The following is a 20,109-nucleotide window of genomic DNA, read 5'->3' on the forward strand; positions in this document are numbered from 1 at the left end:
TATCTTTTATGTTGAAAAATTATCATTGAATTATGTCGTATTCTGGCATATAATATTTCCAGATATTTATATATTCAGGGAGCTGACAAATTAGCCGGCTGAGAGGAGAATGAAGTTCTCGACCTGTGAACCTGATTTAGGTAATGCTAACGTAGGGATGTGTATTAGAGGTGCCCTGCGGCATCTTTTTTATTGCTCTGTGGCAGATCGGGAGCACCACTTTCTACCACGTAAAATAACATTGGTTGTAGTAGGAGGATAATATGGAAAATTACACAACACAAATGGACGCAGCCAGAAAAGGGATCATCACTCCGCAGATGAAGATCGTAGCGGAAAAAGAACATATGGCTGTCGAGGCGCTCAGGGATTTAGTTGCAAAGGGACAGGTTGCCATCTGTGCTAATAAGAAACACACCTGTCTGAATCCTGAAGGTGTCGGCAGTATGCTGCGTACCAAAATTAACGTAAACCTTGGAGTATCCAGAGACTGCAAGGACTATAACATTGAGATGGAAAAAGTAATGAGTGCAGTTAATATGGGCGCTGAGGCGATCATGGATCTGTCCAGTCATGGAAATACACAGCCATTCCGTCAGAAGCTGACAAGCGAATGTCCTGCCATGATCGGTACGGTTCCGATCTATGACAGTGTCATCCACTATCAGCGTGATCTTGCAGAGCTGACAGCAAAGGATTTCATCGATGTTGTCCGTCTTCATGCAGAAGATGGTGTTGACTTTGTAACCTTGCACTGTGGAATCACAAGAAAAACGATTGATCAGATCAAAAAACATAAACGTAAAATGAACATCGTAAGCCGGGGCGGAAGCCTTGTATTTGCATGGATGAGTATGACCGGTCAGGAAAACCCGTTCTATGAATATTTCGATGAGATCTTAGATATCTGCGAGGAATATGATGTTACGATCTCCCTCGGAGATGCATGTCGTCCGGGCTGTCTGGCAGATGCGACTGACGTATGCCAGATTGAAGAACTGGTACGTCTGGGCGAGCTGACAAAGCGTGCCTGGGCACACAATGTACAGGTTATGGTGGAAGGTCCCGGTCATGTACCACTTAACCAGATCGCTGCAAATATGGAAGTTCAGAAGACCTTATGCATGGGCGCACCATTCTATGTTCTCGGGCCTCTGGTTACAGATATTGCTCCCGGTTACGATCATATCACCAGCGCGATCGGTGGTGCTGTTGCTGCCATGAACGGAGCTGCTTTCTTATGCTACGTTACCCCAGCCGAGCATCTTGCACTTCCAAATGTAGATGATGTAAAACAGGGTATCATCGCATCGAAGATCGCTGCTCATGCAGCCGACATTGCAAAGGGTATTCCGGGTGCCAGAGATATCGATGATAAGATGGCGGATGCCAGACGTGTCCTTGACTGGGATGCACAGTATGCCTGCGCACTTGATCCTGCTACAGCCAAAGCGATCCGCGACAGTCGTATGCCGGAGGATGACCACTCCGACACCTGTAGTATGTGCGGCAAGTTCTGTGCTGTCCGCAGTATGAACAAGGCTCTCGCCGATGAGTACATCGACATTCTGTAGTACGAATGCATAATATAATGGGCGGTTCTCTGCCACTGACTATCTATAATTGACTCGCTATGATTTCTATTTGATGCACATGCCTGATTCGTAAATACTCCTGTGCCAACTCGCCTTCGGCTCAGACAGGCACCCGTATTTACTGGCAATGTGCATCGCATGACGAAATCTTTGCTAATGTCAATATATAGTTCGTCAGTGACAGAAAACCGCCCATTTTATTTGCTGTCGTATTGCAGAATGTAAAACATGCAGTTCTTAATATAATCAGAATGTTTTCCAACATCTTTCTTTCATAAAATCTGCAATAACAAAGATATTTTCACCTTCAGCTAAAAAGCCTCTCCCATGTTTGCATTTCTCCAATATATGCATTCATCTTTTCTTGTCATACAATGGATGGTCGCCGCGATCAACCACAACCTCGTATCCGATTCCCTGCATTCTCCGCATCATACAACCACAACACTCCGAGGCTTCTTCCCCGGTGCAGATCTTATTGTCATATAACAGATATTTTTTCCTGACACCGACCGGGGACAGATTCGGCATCACAACATTTGCCCCGGCAAGAATCCCCTTCTCCCTGCCAAGCGGATGGATCGTGCCAAGTGCTGTTGTCGCAGGAAGCAGAACTGTCGGATGAATCAGCCGGATAATTGACAGCAGACGTAAGGTCATCTCAAGTGTTCCGGCAGGCTCTTTTCCAAATGGTGTGTCTGCCTGCGGGATAAATGGCCCGATTCCACACATTTCCGGTTCCAGTTCTTTGATCAGGCAGAAATCCTCATATAACGTATCGACCGTCTGATATGGTGAACCGACCATAAAGCCGCACCCGGTTTGATAACCGATCTCTTTCAGGTCATGCAGGCACCGGATCCGGTTGTCAAATGACATTTCTTTCGGATGAAGCTTCTCATAATGTGCCTTATCCGCAGTCTCGTGACGAAGCAGATAACGTTCCGCCCCGGCAGCAAAATACCGCTCATAGGCTTCTCTGCTTTTCTCTCCGATTGACAATGTGATCGCACAGTCCGGATGCTGATGTTTGATCTCTGATACTATCTCACAGATTAGGTCATCTGTATAAAACGGATCTTCGCCTCCCTGTAACACAAACGTCCGGAAACCGAGCCGGTATCCACTCTGACAACAGTCAAGGATCTGATCTTTGGTCAGCCGGTACCGGTCAACATAACAGTTATCTCTTCTTATCCCACAATAAATACAGTTATTTTTACAATAGTTTGTGAACTCGATCAGTCCACGCATATAGACTTTATTTCCGTATACCTTCTGTGCTTCCGTTCCGGCACATACCATCAATTCTTCAATCATTTCCTGATCGTCTGTTTCCAGCAGAAGCTGAAGCTGTTCCTTTGTAATATTCTGTTTATCGCGAATCTCTGTTATCAGTGTATGCATAAACGGTTTCCATCCTGTTTTTATTTACAAATAGTTTATCACATTTTACTCTTATACAACATCCACTTTTCCGGATTGCATACAAACGATGCAAAAAAAGTTCAAAGATATTGCATTTCTGTGTCGGTTTTTATACAAAAATGATGCATTTCGAATATATGCTAGATTCATCAAATAAATGAACAACCGCTCATGCCCGGGCAGCGAGTTTCGACAACAGACCATATGTCTGTAGATAAACAATGAGATAAATACTTACATGAAACCGGAGGAACTTGAGGACATGACAACTCTTACAATCAAAACAAATGCACTGGATAACAATATACGGATCATCAAACGTCTGGCAAATGGCGCAAAGGTCATAGCAGTATTAAAGGGGAACGCTTATGGGCTTGGGCTTACAAAATTTGCATCGTTCTTACAATCAAAGGGTATTGATAACTATGGTGTAACCGAACTGTCAGATGCTGTCACCTTACGCAGAAACGGCATCAAGGGAAATATCCTGCTGATGACGCCTTTATATAACTCAGAAGATATCACGACTGCGATTGATCACGATATCACGCTCAGCATCACCAGTACCGACTGTGCGCATGTGATCGATGAAACAGCCGCCTACATGAACCATCCGACAGTCCATGCACATCTCTGCATTGACACCGGATTTGGTAGATACGGCTTCTTATGTTCCGAAGAAAAACAGATTGCCGATACCGTACAGTCGCTAAGACATGTGCGGATCACCGGTATCTTCTCTCATTTCCATGCAGCTGCATGCAGAAATGAATACTATGTGAAGAAACAGTTTCAGGATTTCACTCACCTCTGTGACACACTCCAGAAAGACGGTATTCCGGTAGGCATCCGTCATATCTCATCTTCAACCTCGATGATAAAATATCCATCCATGAATTTAGATGCCATCCGCATCGGCTCTGCCTTTCTTGGCAGACTTGCGGTTCCAAATGATTATGGTTTTCATGAGGTCTGCAATCTGTCTGCCTGTGTGGACGATATCTATGAGCTGCCGGTCGGTCACAACATCGGCTATGGTCACAGCTTTAAACTGTCACACAATACAAAAACAGCCGTTATCTCCGTCGGATATTATCATGGACTTGGGATAGAACGCCACACCGATTTCCGGACAAATTTCTTCTCTCCGATCCGTATTTATTATAAATTAAAAGGCACTTTCCATAAAAAATCACCGGCTGCCAGCTTTAAAGACTGCCGGCTTCCGGTGTTAGGTCAGATCAGTATGAACTCCGTGATCGTGGATACAACCGGATGTAATATCTCGGTAGGCGATATGGTTACATTTCCGATCAACCCGATTTTCGTCAACAGCGCTGTTCCGCGGGTATATATGTAACCTGTCTCGTGTTGTCTGAACTACTGTTGTGTATATGTATCCTGCCTCATGTTGTCCGGGATACTGCCGGTACACTTTGTACTATCGTTTGCTTTTTTTCGTTATGAGATGCAAATTGTCAGCGAATGCGGGTGCCTGTTTGAGCCTGAAAGGCGAGTTGGTACAGGAGCATGAGCGAATCAGACATTTGCAACGAATAGAAAAAAACAAGACATACAAAGTATACCGGCAGTATCCCGGACAACATGAGGCCGAACACATACACATCCGTAAAATAGCAGTATCCCGGGCAACATGAGACAGCCAAATTTTATATCACATGGATGCGACAGGTGTTACTATCATATACCTTGCATCCCCGGTCAGCGGATCACGGCGTTTGTAATCGAATAATATATAGCATACTTCAGACAGACGATTTCCCGTCTCTCTGTTGTAATAAATCTTTTCTATGTGTGTCATTCTGGACATAGATTTCCAGTCACAGCCATGATAGTCTTCTTCCCGAAGGTATCTGTGGTCGTTGGCCTCACGGATGTAGAAGTCCCGGAACAAATCTCTCACACCCTCCTGTTCCGGGGCGAAATCCGGTCGGGTCTTCATATTCTCACGAAGATATAAATCAAATACCAGCATTTGCCGAATCAATTCTGTCTTCTTAGGGAAGTGTTCTTCTGCAAAATGAAGCAGTACATGATACCGGTAGATTCTCGCCGGTGTCTGGATAAAATATCCCTTTTTGTCATAATAAGAAGCAAGGCTCGCATAAAAATCAAACGGCGAATCAAATTCTTCCACCAGGAATGGCAGCGTGTTCTCAAACTGACAGCTGTTATAATAAATCTCTACCATTTCTTCGATCTGCTTTAACCGCAGGATCTCATCATAAGATATCCACTTTGTAAATAATACTTCATACGGCGGACAGCTTGTATACTGTAAACCATATCGTTCTGCATTATCATGCATCTTCGAACCCTTTAGCACCTTTAAAAACCCTAGCTGAAGCTGCTCCGGCTTCATTGCATACACGTCATTAAAGGAATGTGCAAATGATTCATAGTCCTCATACGGAAGCCCCGCGATCAGATCCAGATGCACATGCACATTATGTCCCTGATGGATCCTTTCAACAATCTTTGCAAGCTTATCGACATCCATTACACGATCGATCTCCTCTATCGTCTGCAGATTTGTCGACTGCACTCCGATCTCCATCTGTATCGCACCTGGCCGCAGACTGTTGACCAACTCCAATTCTTCCTCATTTAAAATATCTGCAGCAATCTCAAAATGAAAATTCGTGATTCCATTGTCATGTTCTTTAATATACCTCCAGATTGCCATCGCATGTTCATGGGAACAGTTAAATGTCCGGTCTACAAACTTCACCTGTTTTACTTGATGATCCAGGAAAAACTGCAGCTCCTTCTTCACCAGATCAAGATTGCGGAACCGAACCCGTTTGTCAATCGATGACAGACAATAACTGCACCGGAACGGACAGCCTCTGCTGCTCTCATAATAAATGATCTTATTTTTAAAAGTGTCCAGGTCATAATACAGAAAGGGAAGCTCCGACAGATCGGTAAGTCCTCTTGGCTTCGTACAAAGAATATCTTTTCCTTCCCGAAGCACCAGGCCGTCAATATCCCGAAAACCCCCGGTATCACGGAAATTTTCAATACCACAGGAATTCCCAGTATTACAGGCGTTCCCAATATCATAGGACTTCCCAGTATTATGAATATTTCCAATATCAAGATATCTTCTCAGCACATCATAAAAGGTTGCCTCTCCTTCTCCAACCATAACTCCTGTAAGCTCCGGCATCTCCGCAAGAAGCTGATCGGCATCGTAGGTTACTTCCGGTCCGCCAACCCAGATATCTGTATCCGGAAGGAGCTTCTTTAATTCTGTAATGAGCTCACGGATCATCTCGATATTCCATATATAACAGGAAAATCCAACCGCATCCGGCCTTCTCTTATAGATATCCGCAAGAATCTCTCCTTTTTGATTGTTGATCGTATATTCTGCAATCTCAATATATTCTGCAAGAGACGGCTGTTTCTTTACCGAATAAGAATACAGGGAATAAATCCCCGGATTCGAATGAATATATTTTGTATTTAATGCTGCCAGTAAAAACTTCAAGGAATTCACAACCTCCTACTATATGATTTTCTGTATCTTTGCAGGCTTATTCATAATAATCTCTTTTTCATGTTTCTGATATATGAAATTATTTATCCATTTCAAGGATTATACCACAGATAAGATTTATTAAGCTACAAAATCCGGTATTTGCCTTTACTTTAGGAAACGCGGATGATAGACTGAGTCTGTAGACAAAATTTTATTATAGGAGGGTATCTATGAACAAAAAAATGAAACACGTACTTTTGGCATTGTGTGTCTGCATCTTTGGTCTGATGATGACCGGCTGCGGTTCTGCTATTAACACAACCGTAAAACTCACCTCTGCCACCAAAGCAACCTGTACGATTGAACAGGGTTATGATGATGAAATGTTGGATGGACTTGCCAGCATGTCTGAAATGACAAAAAAAGAACTCATTAATGAACTTAAGGGATCCGGTGCCAAATATTCAAAAAAGAAGATCGATGGTGTTACCTACCATATGTTCTCCATGACTGTAAAAAACAAGAAACTCAGTGATATCGAAGCTTTACTTTCATCTGCAGGTTACACAAATGTATGTCTGACAAAGAATTTCTTCTATGCTACACTTGATCCTTCTACAGCAGGCAGTAATCTTACAATTGCAAAACTTGCCGACGCTGCACAGCTTCAGAAAAACGATCTTACTGACAGCCTGTCATTCTACATGAATGTAAAGGTTTCATTTAAGAATAAGGTTAAGACCACAAACGGTAAGCTTTCAAACAAATCAAAGACCGTTTCATGGACTATCAGGGATGCCAGCAAGAAGAAAAACTTCTACGCATCTACCAGTAAGGTTACAAAAACAGCAAAGACAACAGCCGTTAAGAACAACAAGTCCTACAAAGCCGGCAAGAAGATCACAGTATCCAACAGCAAGAGCCTTGTAAAGATGAAACTGGACGGCAAGGTAGTTAAGAAGAACACAGTCGTTAAGAAAAAGGGAACACATACCCTGACCATCTGGTCAAAGAACGGCAAGGTTCAGAACGTAACCTTTACAATTAAATAAGACGATTTATCACATAAAAAACATCCATACCTTTATTTACAGCATTTATCTGTATTATAAAATATGGATGTTTTAATTTTATAATTTTATCATAGACAAGAATCCATCTGCTCTGTATTGTTATAAAGCAGATGGATTCTGTACTATAATCATATTCTTAATGTTTTCTATTTCATCCAGACGTCAATATCAACGGATCCTGAGATTCCCGGCACACTTCCCTCACTGGTATACTGCCAGCCGGTAAACAGATATGGGAAATCGGGTACATTGGAATATTGTGCCAGCCAGAGCTGATAATCACCCAATCGATCCATATCCAGATTCTGCGCATACCAGTTTCTATTTGCATAGATCATCGGTGTATATCCGGCATCTTTTATCGTCTCACAAAAACCAACAATGGCATCGGTACGCTCTTCATTTGAAATATCATTTGCGCGGGCACCTTCTGCTTCCATCTTCTCCGTATCAATTACAACCGGATAACTGATCTTATAATCTGCGATATTCTGAAGTACATACTGTGCTTCTTCTACTCCTTCATCATAACTTACTGCCTGTGTATAGAAATATACCCCAACCGGCATTTCCGCTTCCAGAGCCGTTTCTATATTCGTCACATAGCTGTCATCCAGTGCCAGACCACCCTGTGTATATCCACGATATCCCAAACGGATCATTGCAAACTTAATACCAGCTTCTTTAACTGTCTCCCAGTCGATTGATCCCTGATGACTGGATACATCGATTCCAAGCTTTGCATGCTTGATTTTATCATCCGAATAACTCATATAGCCATTATCATCCAGTTGAAACCGTTCCAAATCATAATTATGTCTGGCTACCTTACTACTGATCTTATAAAGCTGTGCAGTTTCTTTATCATCTCCTACAATGATGTAACTCTTCTTGATATAATTCCAGTAATTGTCATAGATCAGATTTGCCAGTTCTCCCGGTGTCAGTTCTAGACCATGTTCCATTTCCGTGTACAAGGCAGGTGTCGATCTGGTTGTCTTATTATAATCAATACCAATACAGATTCCTGCTATGATTCCAATTACAATTCCTGTACCGATGCACACTGCATATTTCATTCTTTTTGCTAATTGTTTTCTTCTGTCTGCTTCTCTCATGTCAGTCACAAGCCGTTTATATTGCAATTCGTTCCGTACCTAACCGAAGCTGTATGATCTTATCATATTTTCGTCTGATCGCATGACGATACTTTTTTGCTATATCAGAAGAAAACATCTCCGTGATATCTTCCTGATTCAGAATCGCCTTGTCATACAACACTCTGTACTTGATATTCCAGTCATACATCAGGCTGGTACAGTTATCAATACTTACTTTTATAAACGAACCTTTCTTCTTTCCTGTTAATACTTTCAAATTTGCCCGTTTTCTGCCAACGGAATTCTTGACATCAAACAGTACCTCAGCACCCGGAAACCGCTCCCATATCGCATTCAGAAACGCCTGCAGCTTCTTATCCGTAAAATACTTCGTTACATCACAGCATACAAATAGGATTGCTTCACCCGGTTTCTTCTTCACACTGTCAAGCCATGAAAAATCAAGGATTGATTTGCCGATATTCTGCTCCCGGTCCCTGCTCTCCACCATCTTGCGCCGCAGTTCCATGGTCTCAGGCATATCTACATTGTACCATCGGATCCTGCCATTATCCATGCGGGAAAACATGGTATCTAACTCAGCTCCGACATTTACAATAACGCCATCTGCATACCTCATAATAAACTGTTTTACCCGTTTGTCAATCTCTACGATCCGTCCAATCTTAACAAGGCGATCATATTCCTGATACATCGCATTGAAATCCTTATGTGACACATTTAATTTGGCTGCAATCTTAATCGACTCATCATCCTGAAACAGCTTCGGATATCGTTCCGCTACCATTGACCGTGCCCATACTGCACGCTTGATCTCAGGATTTACAAGCTTTGCTTCATCCTTGATACTGTCGCTGATACGATTGATGATCATACGGCATTCCGGCACATGCTGATGCTCGATATAGTCATGCGGCATTCCAAAATATTCAAAATAGTGAATCCGGATCTGCTCTTTCTTAAGCTTATCATATAATAATCTTGCATAGCTGTTCAGCAGATCATTTTCTACTGTGAATATGGCGATCTCATCACAGATATCAGTCAGATCCGCATAGATCGGGCAGGTATATTCATTCTGATGATACAGATCCTGAATCCAGTACCTGCTAAGAAATTCCTTAATGCCCAGCCGGTAATAATACTTCCGTACCTCTTTCTTGCGATCAAGCATATGATTGGCGAGATTTCCATCCATAAATTCTGTATCTAATGAAGGTGATAACAACACCAGCTTATCCGGTCTGCGAACACCTTCCTTCCATGCCAGAACTGCCAGTGATAACGCCAGTCCACCGCCTGTGGAATCTCCAACAACAACCAGACGGTCGATCGTCTCCTGCCTGGTCAGATGTCTGTATGTCCCGATCAGCATATCAAAGGTATCCTGTGCATTATGCTCTGGCGCCAGCGGATAGATCGGAACAGCCGCACCATATCCATTTTCCTCGACCACAGTCGCAACAAATTCCCACTGGTTTTTGTTGATTTCCATACAATGACCGCCGCCATGGATATAAAAGAAGAAATTCTTTACCTCTTTCTTCTTTGGTTTCACATAATAGCATAATCCATTCTCTGACTCTGCCTTTGTAATATGAAATGCATCCTGCATCCACTTTGGAGGCGTGCTGCATTCCCGTTTTCTTCCCTTCAGGACTTTTTTAGCAATATCATCCGCTTTCATGCGCTTATCATCCAGCATGACACCTGCAATTTTCTCTTTTATGATAACAAGACTGTTTTGTGTACTCATATAATGTATCCCTTAATATACATATGTAACCATTTTTACCTGCTACCATTTTCACATAACCGGGATTGAATATCAAGTCTAATTTTAATCTGTTGATATCTTCATTGCTACATTCAACATATCGATCACAGACCCATCGGCTGCATCTAATACCACCATCTCACTTGGATAATCCGGATCCGATTTATCATCACAGGAAGAAAAGATCCAGACAGGTTTATATTCAAATTGTCCATCTGCTGCGCCTGCTGTCAGGTAATAGGTCAAGGTCACATCATTAAAATTGATCGCGTTATATTTACATGGATAGGTTTTGTAATATTCCGGTATGGTTTCATTTGCCTTTTCAAGCAGCTCCGGAAATGAAAGGATCTCAGTCTTTGTGCTTTCTCCGGTGGACTCCAGATAATCACACCAGTTCGCATTGATGATTCCATTGGAATCCATTGTGATCTCATAGCGTTCAACCGGCACATCATAATATTCCACCTGCTTCTGCAGATTTTCAACCTGATTAAATGCCATCGTTGACACCGGCTGCTTATCAACAGCTCTTACGTAGGTGAACGAATACCCATCCACATCCGTAGCAACAACCGAATTTGTCGCATCTGTATATACCCAGTAAAGATCAGAACTGTCCTGTAAGGCTACATCCTTCGCACCGATCTTCGACAGAAATTCTTCTGCCTTCATCTGTGCTTCCTCTTTGGAATAGCTGCAGGCATTCTGAACTGTATTCTCCTGATCCGCTTCTGTTCCTGTCTCTCTTTCATAGTCAGCCTTTGAATATGGCGTGACATACGTTGCCTTTTCTTTCGGACGATACATCATAAAATCTTCCCGCATATTAAAGGAACGATAAACGCTGTCGGTTTTGTAATACAATTCATATTCCTTCCCATCCACAGTACCAACATAATCATCCGCGGAATAATCTCCGGCAGCCGGATAACTGTCCGGGGCATCTGCCAGTTCCGTTTCCAGATCGCTGATCCATGAATCATAGGAATCCGCAAATACAGGATCCGGATAATTCTCCTTTGCTGTCTGATACTGTGTGATCTCTGCCTGAATGTCCTTTTTTATCCGATGCATGGAATCATATACATAGATTCCCTCATCCTTATCAAACAGATTCTCTGCCACCTGCTTCTTCACTTCATTACTCTCCGGATCTTTCTTCTTATACTGTGCGATCTGAAGGTCAGAGGTATCCGGAACACTGATATCATCATCCGTTACATGGATCTTTGATAAGCCGGTATCTCCAACCGCAATCTCCGTATCACAGGTAAATGGAATCTTATACTTACTCCACAGACTTCCACTATCCAGATCTTCTCCGGATGCAGATGTCTCCGTCTGTCCCAGATCCGCCTCTGTTTGTTTCGGCTGGGTATTATCTACATTGTAGTCTACATTTTTCCTTCCGCATCCTGTAACAGCCGCAGATACTGTAAGAGTTCCTGCAAGAAACAGTGCCATCATTTTTCTTCTTTTTGTAATGTCCATTTTCATCATTTGTATCCCTTCTTACTTAAAGATTTTCCCGTTTTCCCTCATATATCAGATAAAAATGACTTCTTTTATTATCCTTATACCGCCTCCGTTTAATCCTGTATTACACTGCATGTTCCCAGTGCCTTCGATACCTCAAGGATATCAATATAGGATCCGTCGGTTGCATCCAGCACGACCATCTGTTGAGGATCTTCATATGTAACTTCATCAAATTCATATACTTCAACCTGCGATATGATCCATGCCGGCACATATTCAAATTCACCGACCTGTGCTCCCGGTTTCAGACAATAGGTAAGCTGCATACGATTAAATTCGATCGACTTGTACTGTGTATTATACTTTGCATAATATTCAGAAACAGATGAATCCGCCCGCTTCATCAGTTCTTTAAAAGAAAGCAGTTCTGTTTCCTCTGCCTCACCTTCGACAGACAGATTATTCGTCCAGACAGCTCCGATCACTCCATTATCATCCACCGCAATCTTACAGTAATCTGTAGGTATATCCACACCTGCTTCCTGCTGCACCATATTGTCAACATTCAATGCCTGTAAGCCCTCTCCAAGAGACTGATCCTTTATCATCCGGTCAAATGTAAAATAATACCCATCAATATCACGCTCTATAAGCGTTGATAAAGCATCATCATAGGTCCATGCCAGTGCGGAGGACTCTCCAAGTGTCATATCATTACAGTCGATCTTCTTCAGAAATTCTTCTGCTATCTCCAATGCTTCCTCTTCTGAATATTTACACTGGTTTTTATCGTTCAGTGCCTCCTCTGCACCTTCGGAACCATATTTTATACTGTCATTTAATGACACATAGCCGCCATGATCGATCATCTCCGTTCCATCCTCTGTTCCGTCTGCAGGTCTATATACCATGGCATCCTCCTTCAATGATAAATCATAGCTTAAAATCATATCATCCGGTGTCCTCAGAACAAATTCATATTGACCACATGTTCCAAGGTACTTTGTTGCAGAATAATCTCCGGCAGCCGGATAATCTTCCGGTGCTTTTTCCAGCTCATCCTGAAGCTCTGTAAGCGTATCATTTATCTCCTTAATACGTTCCGCATCGGTTCCCAGCTCTTTTTTCAGTTGTTCATAGGATGCGATCTGTTCTTCTATATCTGCCTTTGTCTGATTGTTCTCATCATAAGCATAGATTCCTTTGCTCTTATCAAATATCGCTTCCGCTATTTTTTTAAGTGCCTCTCCTGCGGTATCATTCTTTGTTAACTTCTCAGTATACATGATTGATGTATCAGGAACCGAGATCTCATCCACCTTCAATGTGATCTCACTCAAACCCGAATCCCCTACTGCTATACTGTCATCATATGACTTTGGAATATCGTACTTATCCTGAATACTTCCGCTGTCCTTTTTTCCGCCAGATTCATCGATATCATAGTCGATATCTTTTTTCCCGCATCCGGTAAATACCGCCGCCATCATCATTGTTCCAAACATCAGCCAGGCGGTTCCTCTTCTCCTGATCTGTTTTCTCATCTTCCTTCCTCCTCATATCGTAAATATATTTTATTTCTTTCCCAATCCCGGTCACTTCTCTGCACTATCTGAAGTATCCGTATCTTCTCCAATTTTTGTATTTTTTCTCCAAATTATCTTACGACTTTCTAATTAAAACACAGGGAAAAATCATTTTCGCATCATAGCTGTATATTTTCTGAATAATTAAAAATGCTCATGTACTGCTTATTACATGAAACAGTACATGAGCATATCTTTTATATTAATATTTTTATTCTTCAGAAGATGTATCTTCGGCAGAAGTGTCCTCAGCGGATGTATCTTCAGAAGATGTATCTGTGTCTGTATCCGTATCGTCTACGTCTTCTGTATCGGAATCGTCTTTGTCATCATATGTATAATATGTGCCAAGTGACTTGGCCAGTTCCAGAAGATCGATCACTGATCCGTCTCTTGCATCGACTACAACCATCTGTGTCGGGCTGTCCTTATCTGTATAATCCTGATATTCCTCATACTGGGATAATATCCATGCCGGAATATATTCAAAGGTTCCTTCTTTGTCTCCTGCTTTCAGGAAATAGGTCAGCTCCATACCGTTAAATTCAATCTTCTTGTAATGAGATGTGTACTTGCTGTAATATTCAGGAACGGTTTCATTCATTTTATCTAACAGATCCTTATAGGAAAGAATCTGTGTTGCCTGTGGTTCTCCATCTGCTTCCAGATATTCGCTCCAGCTTGCACTATTGATACCCTTGGAATCAATGCTGATGGAGCATTCCTCCTTTGGAATATCAATGGATGCATTGTCCTGCTGGATGTTATCGACATTCCATGCATTTACTGTTGCGGTTGGCTGGTTATTGATCGCTCTTGAATATGTGAATGTATATCCATCCACATCTGTTGACTGGTTGTCACCATTATCATCATAATAAACCCAACAAAGTGCTGATGTATTCTTTAAGGTTACATCCGTACATCCGACTTTTGCAAGGAAATCATCTGCCATCTGCCTTGCTTCATCTTCTGAAAATGTACACTGATTTGTATTTGCATCTACAGAATCTGACTCGTCTGCACTATACTGCATGTAATCGTCCATGGAAGTTGAATAACATCCGCTTGCCCCATCCTTTGGACGATATTTTAAGAAATCATCCGCAAGATACAGGGAATATCCGGTTGTACCATTTTCCTCGCTCGGAGTGGATACCGTAAACCTTGCATCTCCGATCGAACCAATAAAAGTATCTCCTGTATAATCGCCTGCTGCAGGATATTCATCCGGTGCAGTCGCAAGCTCATCCTTCAGATCATTGATCCAGGAATCATAATAAGATGTCATGTCACTGTCACCTTTTTTCTTTTCGGCTTCATACATATCGATCTCAGTCTGAATATCTTCTTTGGTACGCTTATCGTAATCATATTCATAGATACCCTTATCTTTGTCCAGAACTGCTTCTACTATTTCTTTTTTACTATCATTTGTTGTTTCCTTCTTCTTAAACGATGCAACATAGAGATCTCCTGTATCCGGAACGATCACTTCTTCTGCATCGATCGCAATCTTCTGAATACCGGAATCTCCTGTTGCGATCTCTGTATCACAGCTTTCCGGAATACCATATTTACCCTGCAGGCTGCCACTGTCCGCATTGCTTCCGGAACCACCATTTCCTTCTACATCATAATCAATATCCTTCTTGCCACAGCCGGTAACTGCTGTGCTGACTGCCAGCATACCAACCAACAGTATAGCTGCCATCTTCTTACGATATGTACGAAATCCCTCTTTACTCTTTGTTTTGTTCTGCATATAAGAACCTCCTCTTTTCTTCTCTCATTTATTATAGCTTCTGGATCCAATCCAGTAAATGACATATTATTTTGCGCCATGTTCCGCGACCGATTACTCTTCAGTCGTATCACCGGTTGTATCTGCATCACCCTCTGTGGAATCTCCTTCACTACCTGTGGAATCTCCGGAAGTGTTGGTATCATCATCTATAGTAGATATCGATGAACTGCCGTCATCAGATACATCTCTTGCGATCGTATCTGTTTCATAACTCTGATATGTGCCAAGTGCCTTGGACAGTTCCATCAGATCGATCACCGTACCATCTGTAGCATCAAGGACAACCATCTGGGTTGGATATGTCTCATTTGTGGAATCGGTCATATCCTCATACTGTGTCAATATCCATGCAGGTACATATTTGAATGTTCCTTCTTCATCTGTCTTCTCCAGATAATATCCAAGCTTCATAGAATTAAACTCTACTTTTTTATATCTGGTTGGATATGTGGTATAGTATTCTGCAATATTCTTATTTGCTTTTTCTAACAGCTCCTTAAATGATAAGAGTTCATTTGACTCTGTTTTTCCGGTTGTTTCCAGATAGGATACCCAGCTTGCAGATATAATACCATTAGAATCAACATATACCGTACAGGTTTCAGCAGGAATGCTTACCGATCCATCATCCTGCGTAATATTATCAACATTCCAGGCTTCCGGAACATCGGTAGTCTGATTATTGATCGCTCTGCTGTATGTAAATACATACTCATCGACATCAACAGCCTCGGTATTCCCATCTGTTCCATAGTAATACCAGTAAAGATCCTGTGTATCATTCAGGGAAGCATCTGAGATACCGACCTTACTGATAAAATCATCTGCAATGGACTGTGCTTCTTCCTTTGTAAATGTACATACATTTGAGGCTGACACATCTGCATCTGACAGATCATCCCCGCTATCCGGAGTTGAATAATATACTCCGTTCATTCCATCTTTTGGACGGTAGGTGATCAATGAATCCTTCAGACCTACGGAACCACTTCCGCCTTCCTGATCATCCATATACATAATATATTTTCTTCCGTTGATCTCTCCGATAAAGGCACTACCGGAATAATCATCAGCCGCCGGATATTCATCCGGTGCATTCTGAAGCTGATCTTTCAGGTCGGAGATCATGGAATCAAACCAGGATGCACTGGAATTATCTCCATTTGCTGCAGAATCCTTCTTTTCCTTTTCATACTCATCGATCTGGTCCTGAATATCTGCTTTTGTCATATTGTTATAATCATATGTATAAATACCTTTGTCTTTTTCAAGAACAGCTTCTACGATCTGTTTTCTAGTATCATTTGATGATTCTTTTCTTTTTACATATACAGTCGGAAGATCTACCGTATCCGGCACTGTTACCTCATCTGCTTCTATTGCAAGTTTGCTGATCCCGCTGCTTCCAGCGTCCAGTGTAGTATCACAGGATTCCGGTATTCCGTACTTACCCTGAAGGCTTCCACTATCCGAGCTGCCTCCGTTTCCTGATTCACCGTCTACACTGTAATCTATATTCTTCTTTCCACAGCCTGTAAGTGCAGTTCCTGTTGCCAGAACTCCTGCAATGGCAAGTGCTGCCATCTTTTTATAGCGCATTTTTCTGCTTACCTGTGTTGTCTTATTACCTGCTGTTTCTTTTCTTATTTTCTTCAAAATAATTACCTCCTGCTGTGATCCTACATTTTAACAAACAAAATTAATATGTATATTTTTTCAGTGCTGTAAAAATATTAACACAAACCATCGATTTTGTTCATTAATACGGGTCTATTTTTTTATTAAACTTTCTTAAGCTTTCGTCTCATTTTCCCGACATATTAAATGTACATGACCAATACATAATTTATGCAATATATCTGCATCCTTTTTGCATCCTTTTTCTACAATTTCTTGTATTTCTATATTGCATTTTTTCTTTTTATGTTATAGTATGTGCGGTGAGAAAGAATAAAGAGGTGTCATTCTAATGAATATTACCATGTTAAAAAGTAAGATCCACAGAGCCGTTGTTACACAGGCTGAACTGAATTATGTCGGCAGTATTACCGTAGATTCAGAGCTTTTGAAGAAAGCCGGGATCCTTGAATATGAAATGGTGCAGATCGTTGATATCGAAAACGGAAATCGTTTTGAGACCTATACCATCGCCGGAGAACCGGGATCGGGTGTGATGTGCCTAAATGGTGCAGCAGCCAGACAGGTTCAGGTCGGAGACCATATCATTCTGATGTGTTATGCCTCCATGACACCGGAAGAGGCCAAAGATTATCGTCCGACTGTTGTATTTGTAAATGAAGATAATTCCATTTCCCGCATCACAAGCTATGAGAAGCACGGCGAGATCGGATAAATACCTGAAAACGAGGTGTATAATTACCCTTGGTATTTTGAGTTAGTTGCATAATTTATTATACCAAAAATAGCTATAGGCACAAGCCCATAGCTATTTTTCTTTTTAGGGGAGTTTTTTTACATCCCCTTTTGTTAATAACAAGATTCGTTAACGGCTGAAATGACTCTTTTTCATTTCATTCCTGTTTTTGTGTCTGGAGCATTCTTTTCGTCCGATGATATATATTGTCCATATGTATCCGGCATATATGTCTGTGCATTTGCAGCATATTCATCCGGATAACCTCCCTGTATATCTGCATTATAGCTATTCGGATAATACGTCTGATCCTCTGCACTATATCCATTCGGATAATAGCCCTGATTCTCTGCAGCATATCCATTCGGATAATAGCCCTGATTCTCTGCAGCATATCCATTTGGATAATAGCCCCAGTTATCTGTATCATATCCATTTGGATAATAGCTTTGCATGCTTACATCATAATTATCTGATACTGTGTCACCGGCAGCTGTCTGAGGCTTCTTTGCATCTGTCTTTTTCTTCTGTTTTTCCTGCCTTTTTGCCTCTTTTTTCGCTGTTTTTTTTGCCAGACGCTCTTCTCTGTGTTTCATCCTGTATCTACGCCAAGCCAGTATATACAGCACCCACAAAAACAGCAATACCGCAATAGCAATGCCTGCATATAACTGCCACTGGCGATAAGCAACCGCGTACCGATAACCTAATGTACTGTCCATGGTCAGCAGCCGGTCACCGGAAACCTGTACAGTCAGAAATATACTGTAACCGATCACACCAGCCGCAGCAAGCGTAATGACCACCTGAATGATTGTATATACGATCATGACTGCTTCCTCCTTTTTCGCCCCTTGACAAATACAATAATATAAAGGATCAATAATACCAGTACCAGACCACCAAGTATCACATATTCAAATACACGTTTTACAGTTTTTGCAGCTTCATAGGTCACCACAGCTCTGTATACTGACTGATTTCCTACTGCATCCTCTGCGATCAGCTCCAGTGTATTTTCTCCATTTGCAAGTGACACTTTTTTATGGAAATAGCTTTGTGTCAGTTCGACCGGTTCGCCATTCAAGGTCAGGGAAGCTCCTGCTTCCGTATAACCATTCAGATAAATGGTATTTTCGGTTACTACCTTTCCATCAACATCCTCGGATATGGACAACTGCGGTGGTACGGTATCCACATAGATCTCTTTGGAATATTCTACAGTATTGCCTGCCGGATCCGTAATAACAAAGGTCACCGTATTATCTCCATCCTTTAAGTTCACCCGATACATACCATTTTCTTTTTCATCCGTAAGTATCCGCTCATCTCCCAGATATGCATCAAATGTATTCTTATCCTGCATCGTGACCGTTGCCTGAATGAAGCTGCTCTTTGTTCTGTCTGCATCTGTATCAAAGACTACATCAGCATCAGCCTTTACTGCAGCATCTGCCGACACAAGCTCATACCTGCAGTTCTCATCTGTTCTTATCACTGCCAGATAAACCTTAGAAGCATCACCTGTAAAATCATCATAATAGAAATCCGTGGTTCCCTGCTCCTCTTCTCTGATCAGATTATGTGCCTCATCATAAACCCGTACCGTATAAGCTTCCTCATTAGAAGCTTTCCATGAAATATAATATCCATCATTATATGTTCCACCCTTTACCCCGGAAACCTTCTCTACATCCTCCGGATTCTGATAGCTGATAAATGCATCACTATAGGCACGCTGATACACACCGTCTACGGATACACGGATATAAAAATGATATTCTCCGCTCGGAAGCTGATCCAGATCAAATGTAAACGATCCGGATTTTTCCATATTGTCACTATATACGCAGGTTCCGTCAAAGCCCTCTGAATCTGTATCTGCAAACACCTCCACATAAAGCTCATCCGGGCAGTCTGTGATCTTATAGTTTACCTTGACACTTCCGGTTCCTTTTTCTGATATTTCAAATTTACTGATGACCAGCGAATCCGGAACCTCACCTATCGTTACGTCCACCACACCAAGATTTTCTCCGGTTACCGCAGCCTTCCATGTACCTTCTTCTCCTTTTCCGACATGTATGATTGCTTCGCCATTTGCCTCATAAACCTGATCCGGCGTTTTTTTCTTGCTATATACTTTACCGGATGGTGAAGTCAGCACAATCGTTCCAGGCTGTTCATAATTTTCCCAGGTTACATAAAAGACCGCCTTACTGTAACCCTCCGGCATATCAATCTCGACTTCTGTCTGTGCTGCCCACACCTGTATCGGAAGCCAGACGATCATCCCTATAAATAATAATACGCCTGTCCACAGCTTCCACATTGTTTTCCTTACTCTCTTCATGTTAA

At 41.9% G+C, this 20,109-nt stretch carries 14 protein-coding genes and 1 riboswitch; of the genes, 4 read left to right on the forward strand and 10 right to left on the reverse strand.

What is annotated here, in order from left to right:
* The first annotated feature begins 65 nt into the window (after nucleotides 1–65).
* Nucleotides 66–175: riboswitch (TPP riboswitch) on the forward strand.
* 88 nt (nucleotides 176–263) lie between these two features.
* Nucleotides 264–1,574, forward strand: a complete 1,311-nt coding sequence (gene thiC / locus DWY07_RS01500; protein WP_117822014.1) for a phosphomethylpyrimidine synthase ThiC — start codon at nucleotides 264–266, stop codon at nucleotides 1,572–1,574.
* 375 nt (nucleotides 1,575–1,949) lie between these two features.
* Here the strand turns inward: thiC and hydE are convergent, their stop codons facing one another.
* Nucleotides 1,950–3,002 (reverse strand): [FeFe] hydrogenase H-cluster radical SAM maturase HydE, encoded by a 1,053-nt coding sequence (hydE, locus tag DWY07_RS01505; protein WP_117822015.1) that lies wholly within the window; start codon nucleotides 3,000–3,002, stop codon nucleotides 1,950–1,952.
* A gap of 283 nt (nucleotides 3,003–3,285) precedes the next feature.
* Between hydE and alr the strand changes: the two genes are divergently transcribed.
* On the forward strand, nucleotides 3,286–4,383 hold the full coding sequence (gene alr, locus DWY07_RS01510; RefSeq protein WP_173783324.1) for an alanine racemase: 1,098 nt from the start codon (nucleotides 3,286–3,288) through the stop codon (nucleotides 4,381–4,383).
* A 315-nt stretch (nucleotides 4,384–4,698) separates the two neighbouring features.
* On the opposite strand, the gene DWY07_RS01515 is transcribed toward alr, so the two are convergent.
* Nucleotides 4,699–6,549 carry a B12-binding domain-containing radical SAM protein gene (locus tag DWY07_RS01515; RefSeq protein ID WP_347465067.1) on the reverse strand — a complete coding sequence of 617 codons (1,851 nt, stop codon included), beginning with the start codon at nucleotides 6,547–6,549 and terminating at the stop codon, nucleotides 4,699–4,701.
* 212 nt (nucleotides 6,550–6,761) lie between these two features.
* On the opposite strand from DWY07_RS01515, the gene DWY07_RS01520 reads away from it, so the two are divergent.
* A complete protein-coding gene (locus tag DWY07_RS01520; RefSeq protein ID WP_117822018.1) occupies nucleotides 6,762–7,583 on the forward strand; it encodes a hypothetical protein in 822 nt (273 codons plus the stop codon).
* Nucleotides 7,584–7,750: 167 nt separating this feature from the next.
* On the opposite strand, the gene DWY07_RS01525 is transcribed toward DWY07_RS01520, so the two are convergent.
* From DWY07_RS01525 to DWY07_RS01550, 6 genes are all read right to left on the reverse strand, one after another.
* Complete coding sequence (locus tag DWY07_RS01525; protein ID WP_117822019.1) at nucleotides 7,751–8,722, reverse strand: glycoside hydrolase family 25 protein; 972 nt, start codon at nucleotides 8,720–8,722, stop codon at nucleotides 7,751–7,753.
* A gap of 16 nt (nucleotides 8,723–8,738) precedes the next feature.
* Entirely contained in the window at nucleotides 8,739–10,481 is a 1,743-nt protein-coding gene (locus DWY07_RS01530; protein WP_117822020.1) for an alpha/beta hydrolase fold domain-containing protein, read from the reverse strand.
* A gap of 84 nt (nucleotides 10,482–10,565) precedes the next feature.
* Nucleotides 10,566–12,005 (reverse strand): DUF6034 family protein, encoded by a 1,440-nt coding sequence (locus tag DWY07_RS01535; protein ID WP_117822021.1) that lies wholly within the window; start codon nucleotides 12,003–12,005, stop codon nucleotides 10,566–10,568.
* 89 nt (nucleotides 12,006–12,094) lie between these two features.
* Entirely contained in the window at nucleotides 12,095–13,528 is a 1,434-nt protein-coding gene (locus tag DWY07_RS01540; RefSeq protein ID WP_117822022.1) for a hypothetical protein, read from the reverse strand.
* Nucleotides 13,529–13,781: 253 nt separating this feature from the next.
* Nucleotides 13,782–15,335, reverse strand: coding sequence for a DUF6034 family protein (locus DWY07_RS01545; protein ID WP_117822023.1), 1,554 nt, complete (start codon nucleotides 15,333–15,335; stop codon nucleotides 13,782–13,784).
* Between the two features lie 93 nt (nucleotides 15,336–15,428).
* Entirely contained in the window at nucleotides 15,429–17,033 is a 1,605-nt protein-coding gene (locus tag DWY07_RS01550; protein WP_117822024.1) for a DUF6034 family protein, read from the reverse strand.
* A gap of 313 nt (nucleotides 17,034–17,346) precedes the next feature.
* Between DWY07_RS01550 and panD the strand changes: the two genes are divergently transcribed.
* On the forward strand, nucleotides 17,347–17,730 hold the full coding sequence (gene panD / locus DWY07_RS01555) for an aspartate 1-decarboxylase (RefSeq protein ID WP_117822025.1): 384 nt from the start codon (nucleotides 17,347–17,349) through the stop codon (nucleotides 17,728–17,730).
* 173 nt (nucleotides 17,731–17,903) lie between these two features.
* On the opposite strand, the gene DWY07_RS01560 is transcribed toward panD, so the two are convergent.
* Nucleotides 17,904–18,581: a hypothetical protein gene (locus DWY07_RS01560; protein ID WP_117822026.1), complete on the reverse strand. Its 678-nt coding sequence runs from the start codon at nucleotides 18,579–18,581 to the stop codon at nucleotides 17,904–17,906.
* Nucleotides 18,578–20,104 carry a hypothetical protein gene (locus DWY07_RS01565; RefSeq protein WP_117822027.1) on the reverse strand — a complete coding sequence of 509 codons (1,527 nt, stop codon included), beginning with the start codon at nucleotides 20,102–20,104 and terminating at the stop codon, nucleotides 18,578–18,580. The genes DWY07_RS01560 and DWY07_RS01565 overlap by 4 nt, the downstream gene beginning before the upstream one ends.
* Nucleotides 20,105–20,109 lie beyond the last annotated feature (5 nt).

It is taken from the genome of Clostridium sp. AF23-6LB (genome assembly GCF_003461085.1).
In the GTDB taxonomy this organism is placed as follows: domain Bacteria; phylum Bacillota; class Clostridia; order Lachnospirales; family Lachnospiraceae; genus Coprococcus; species Coprococcus ammoniilyticus.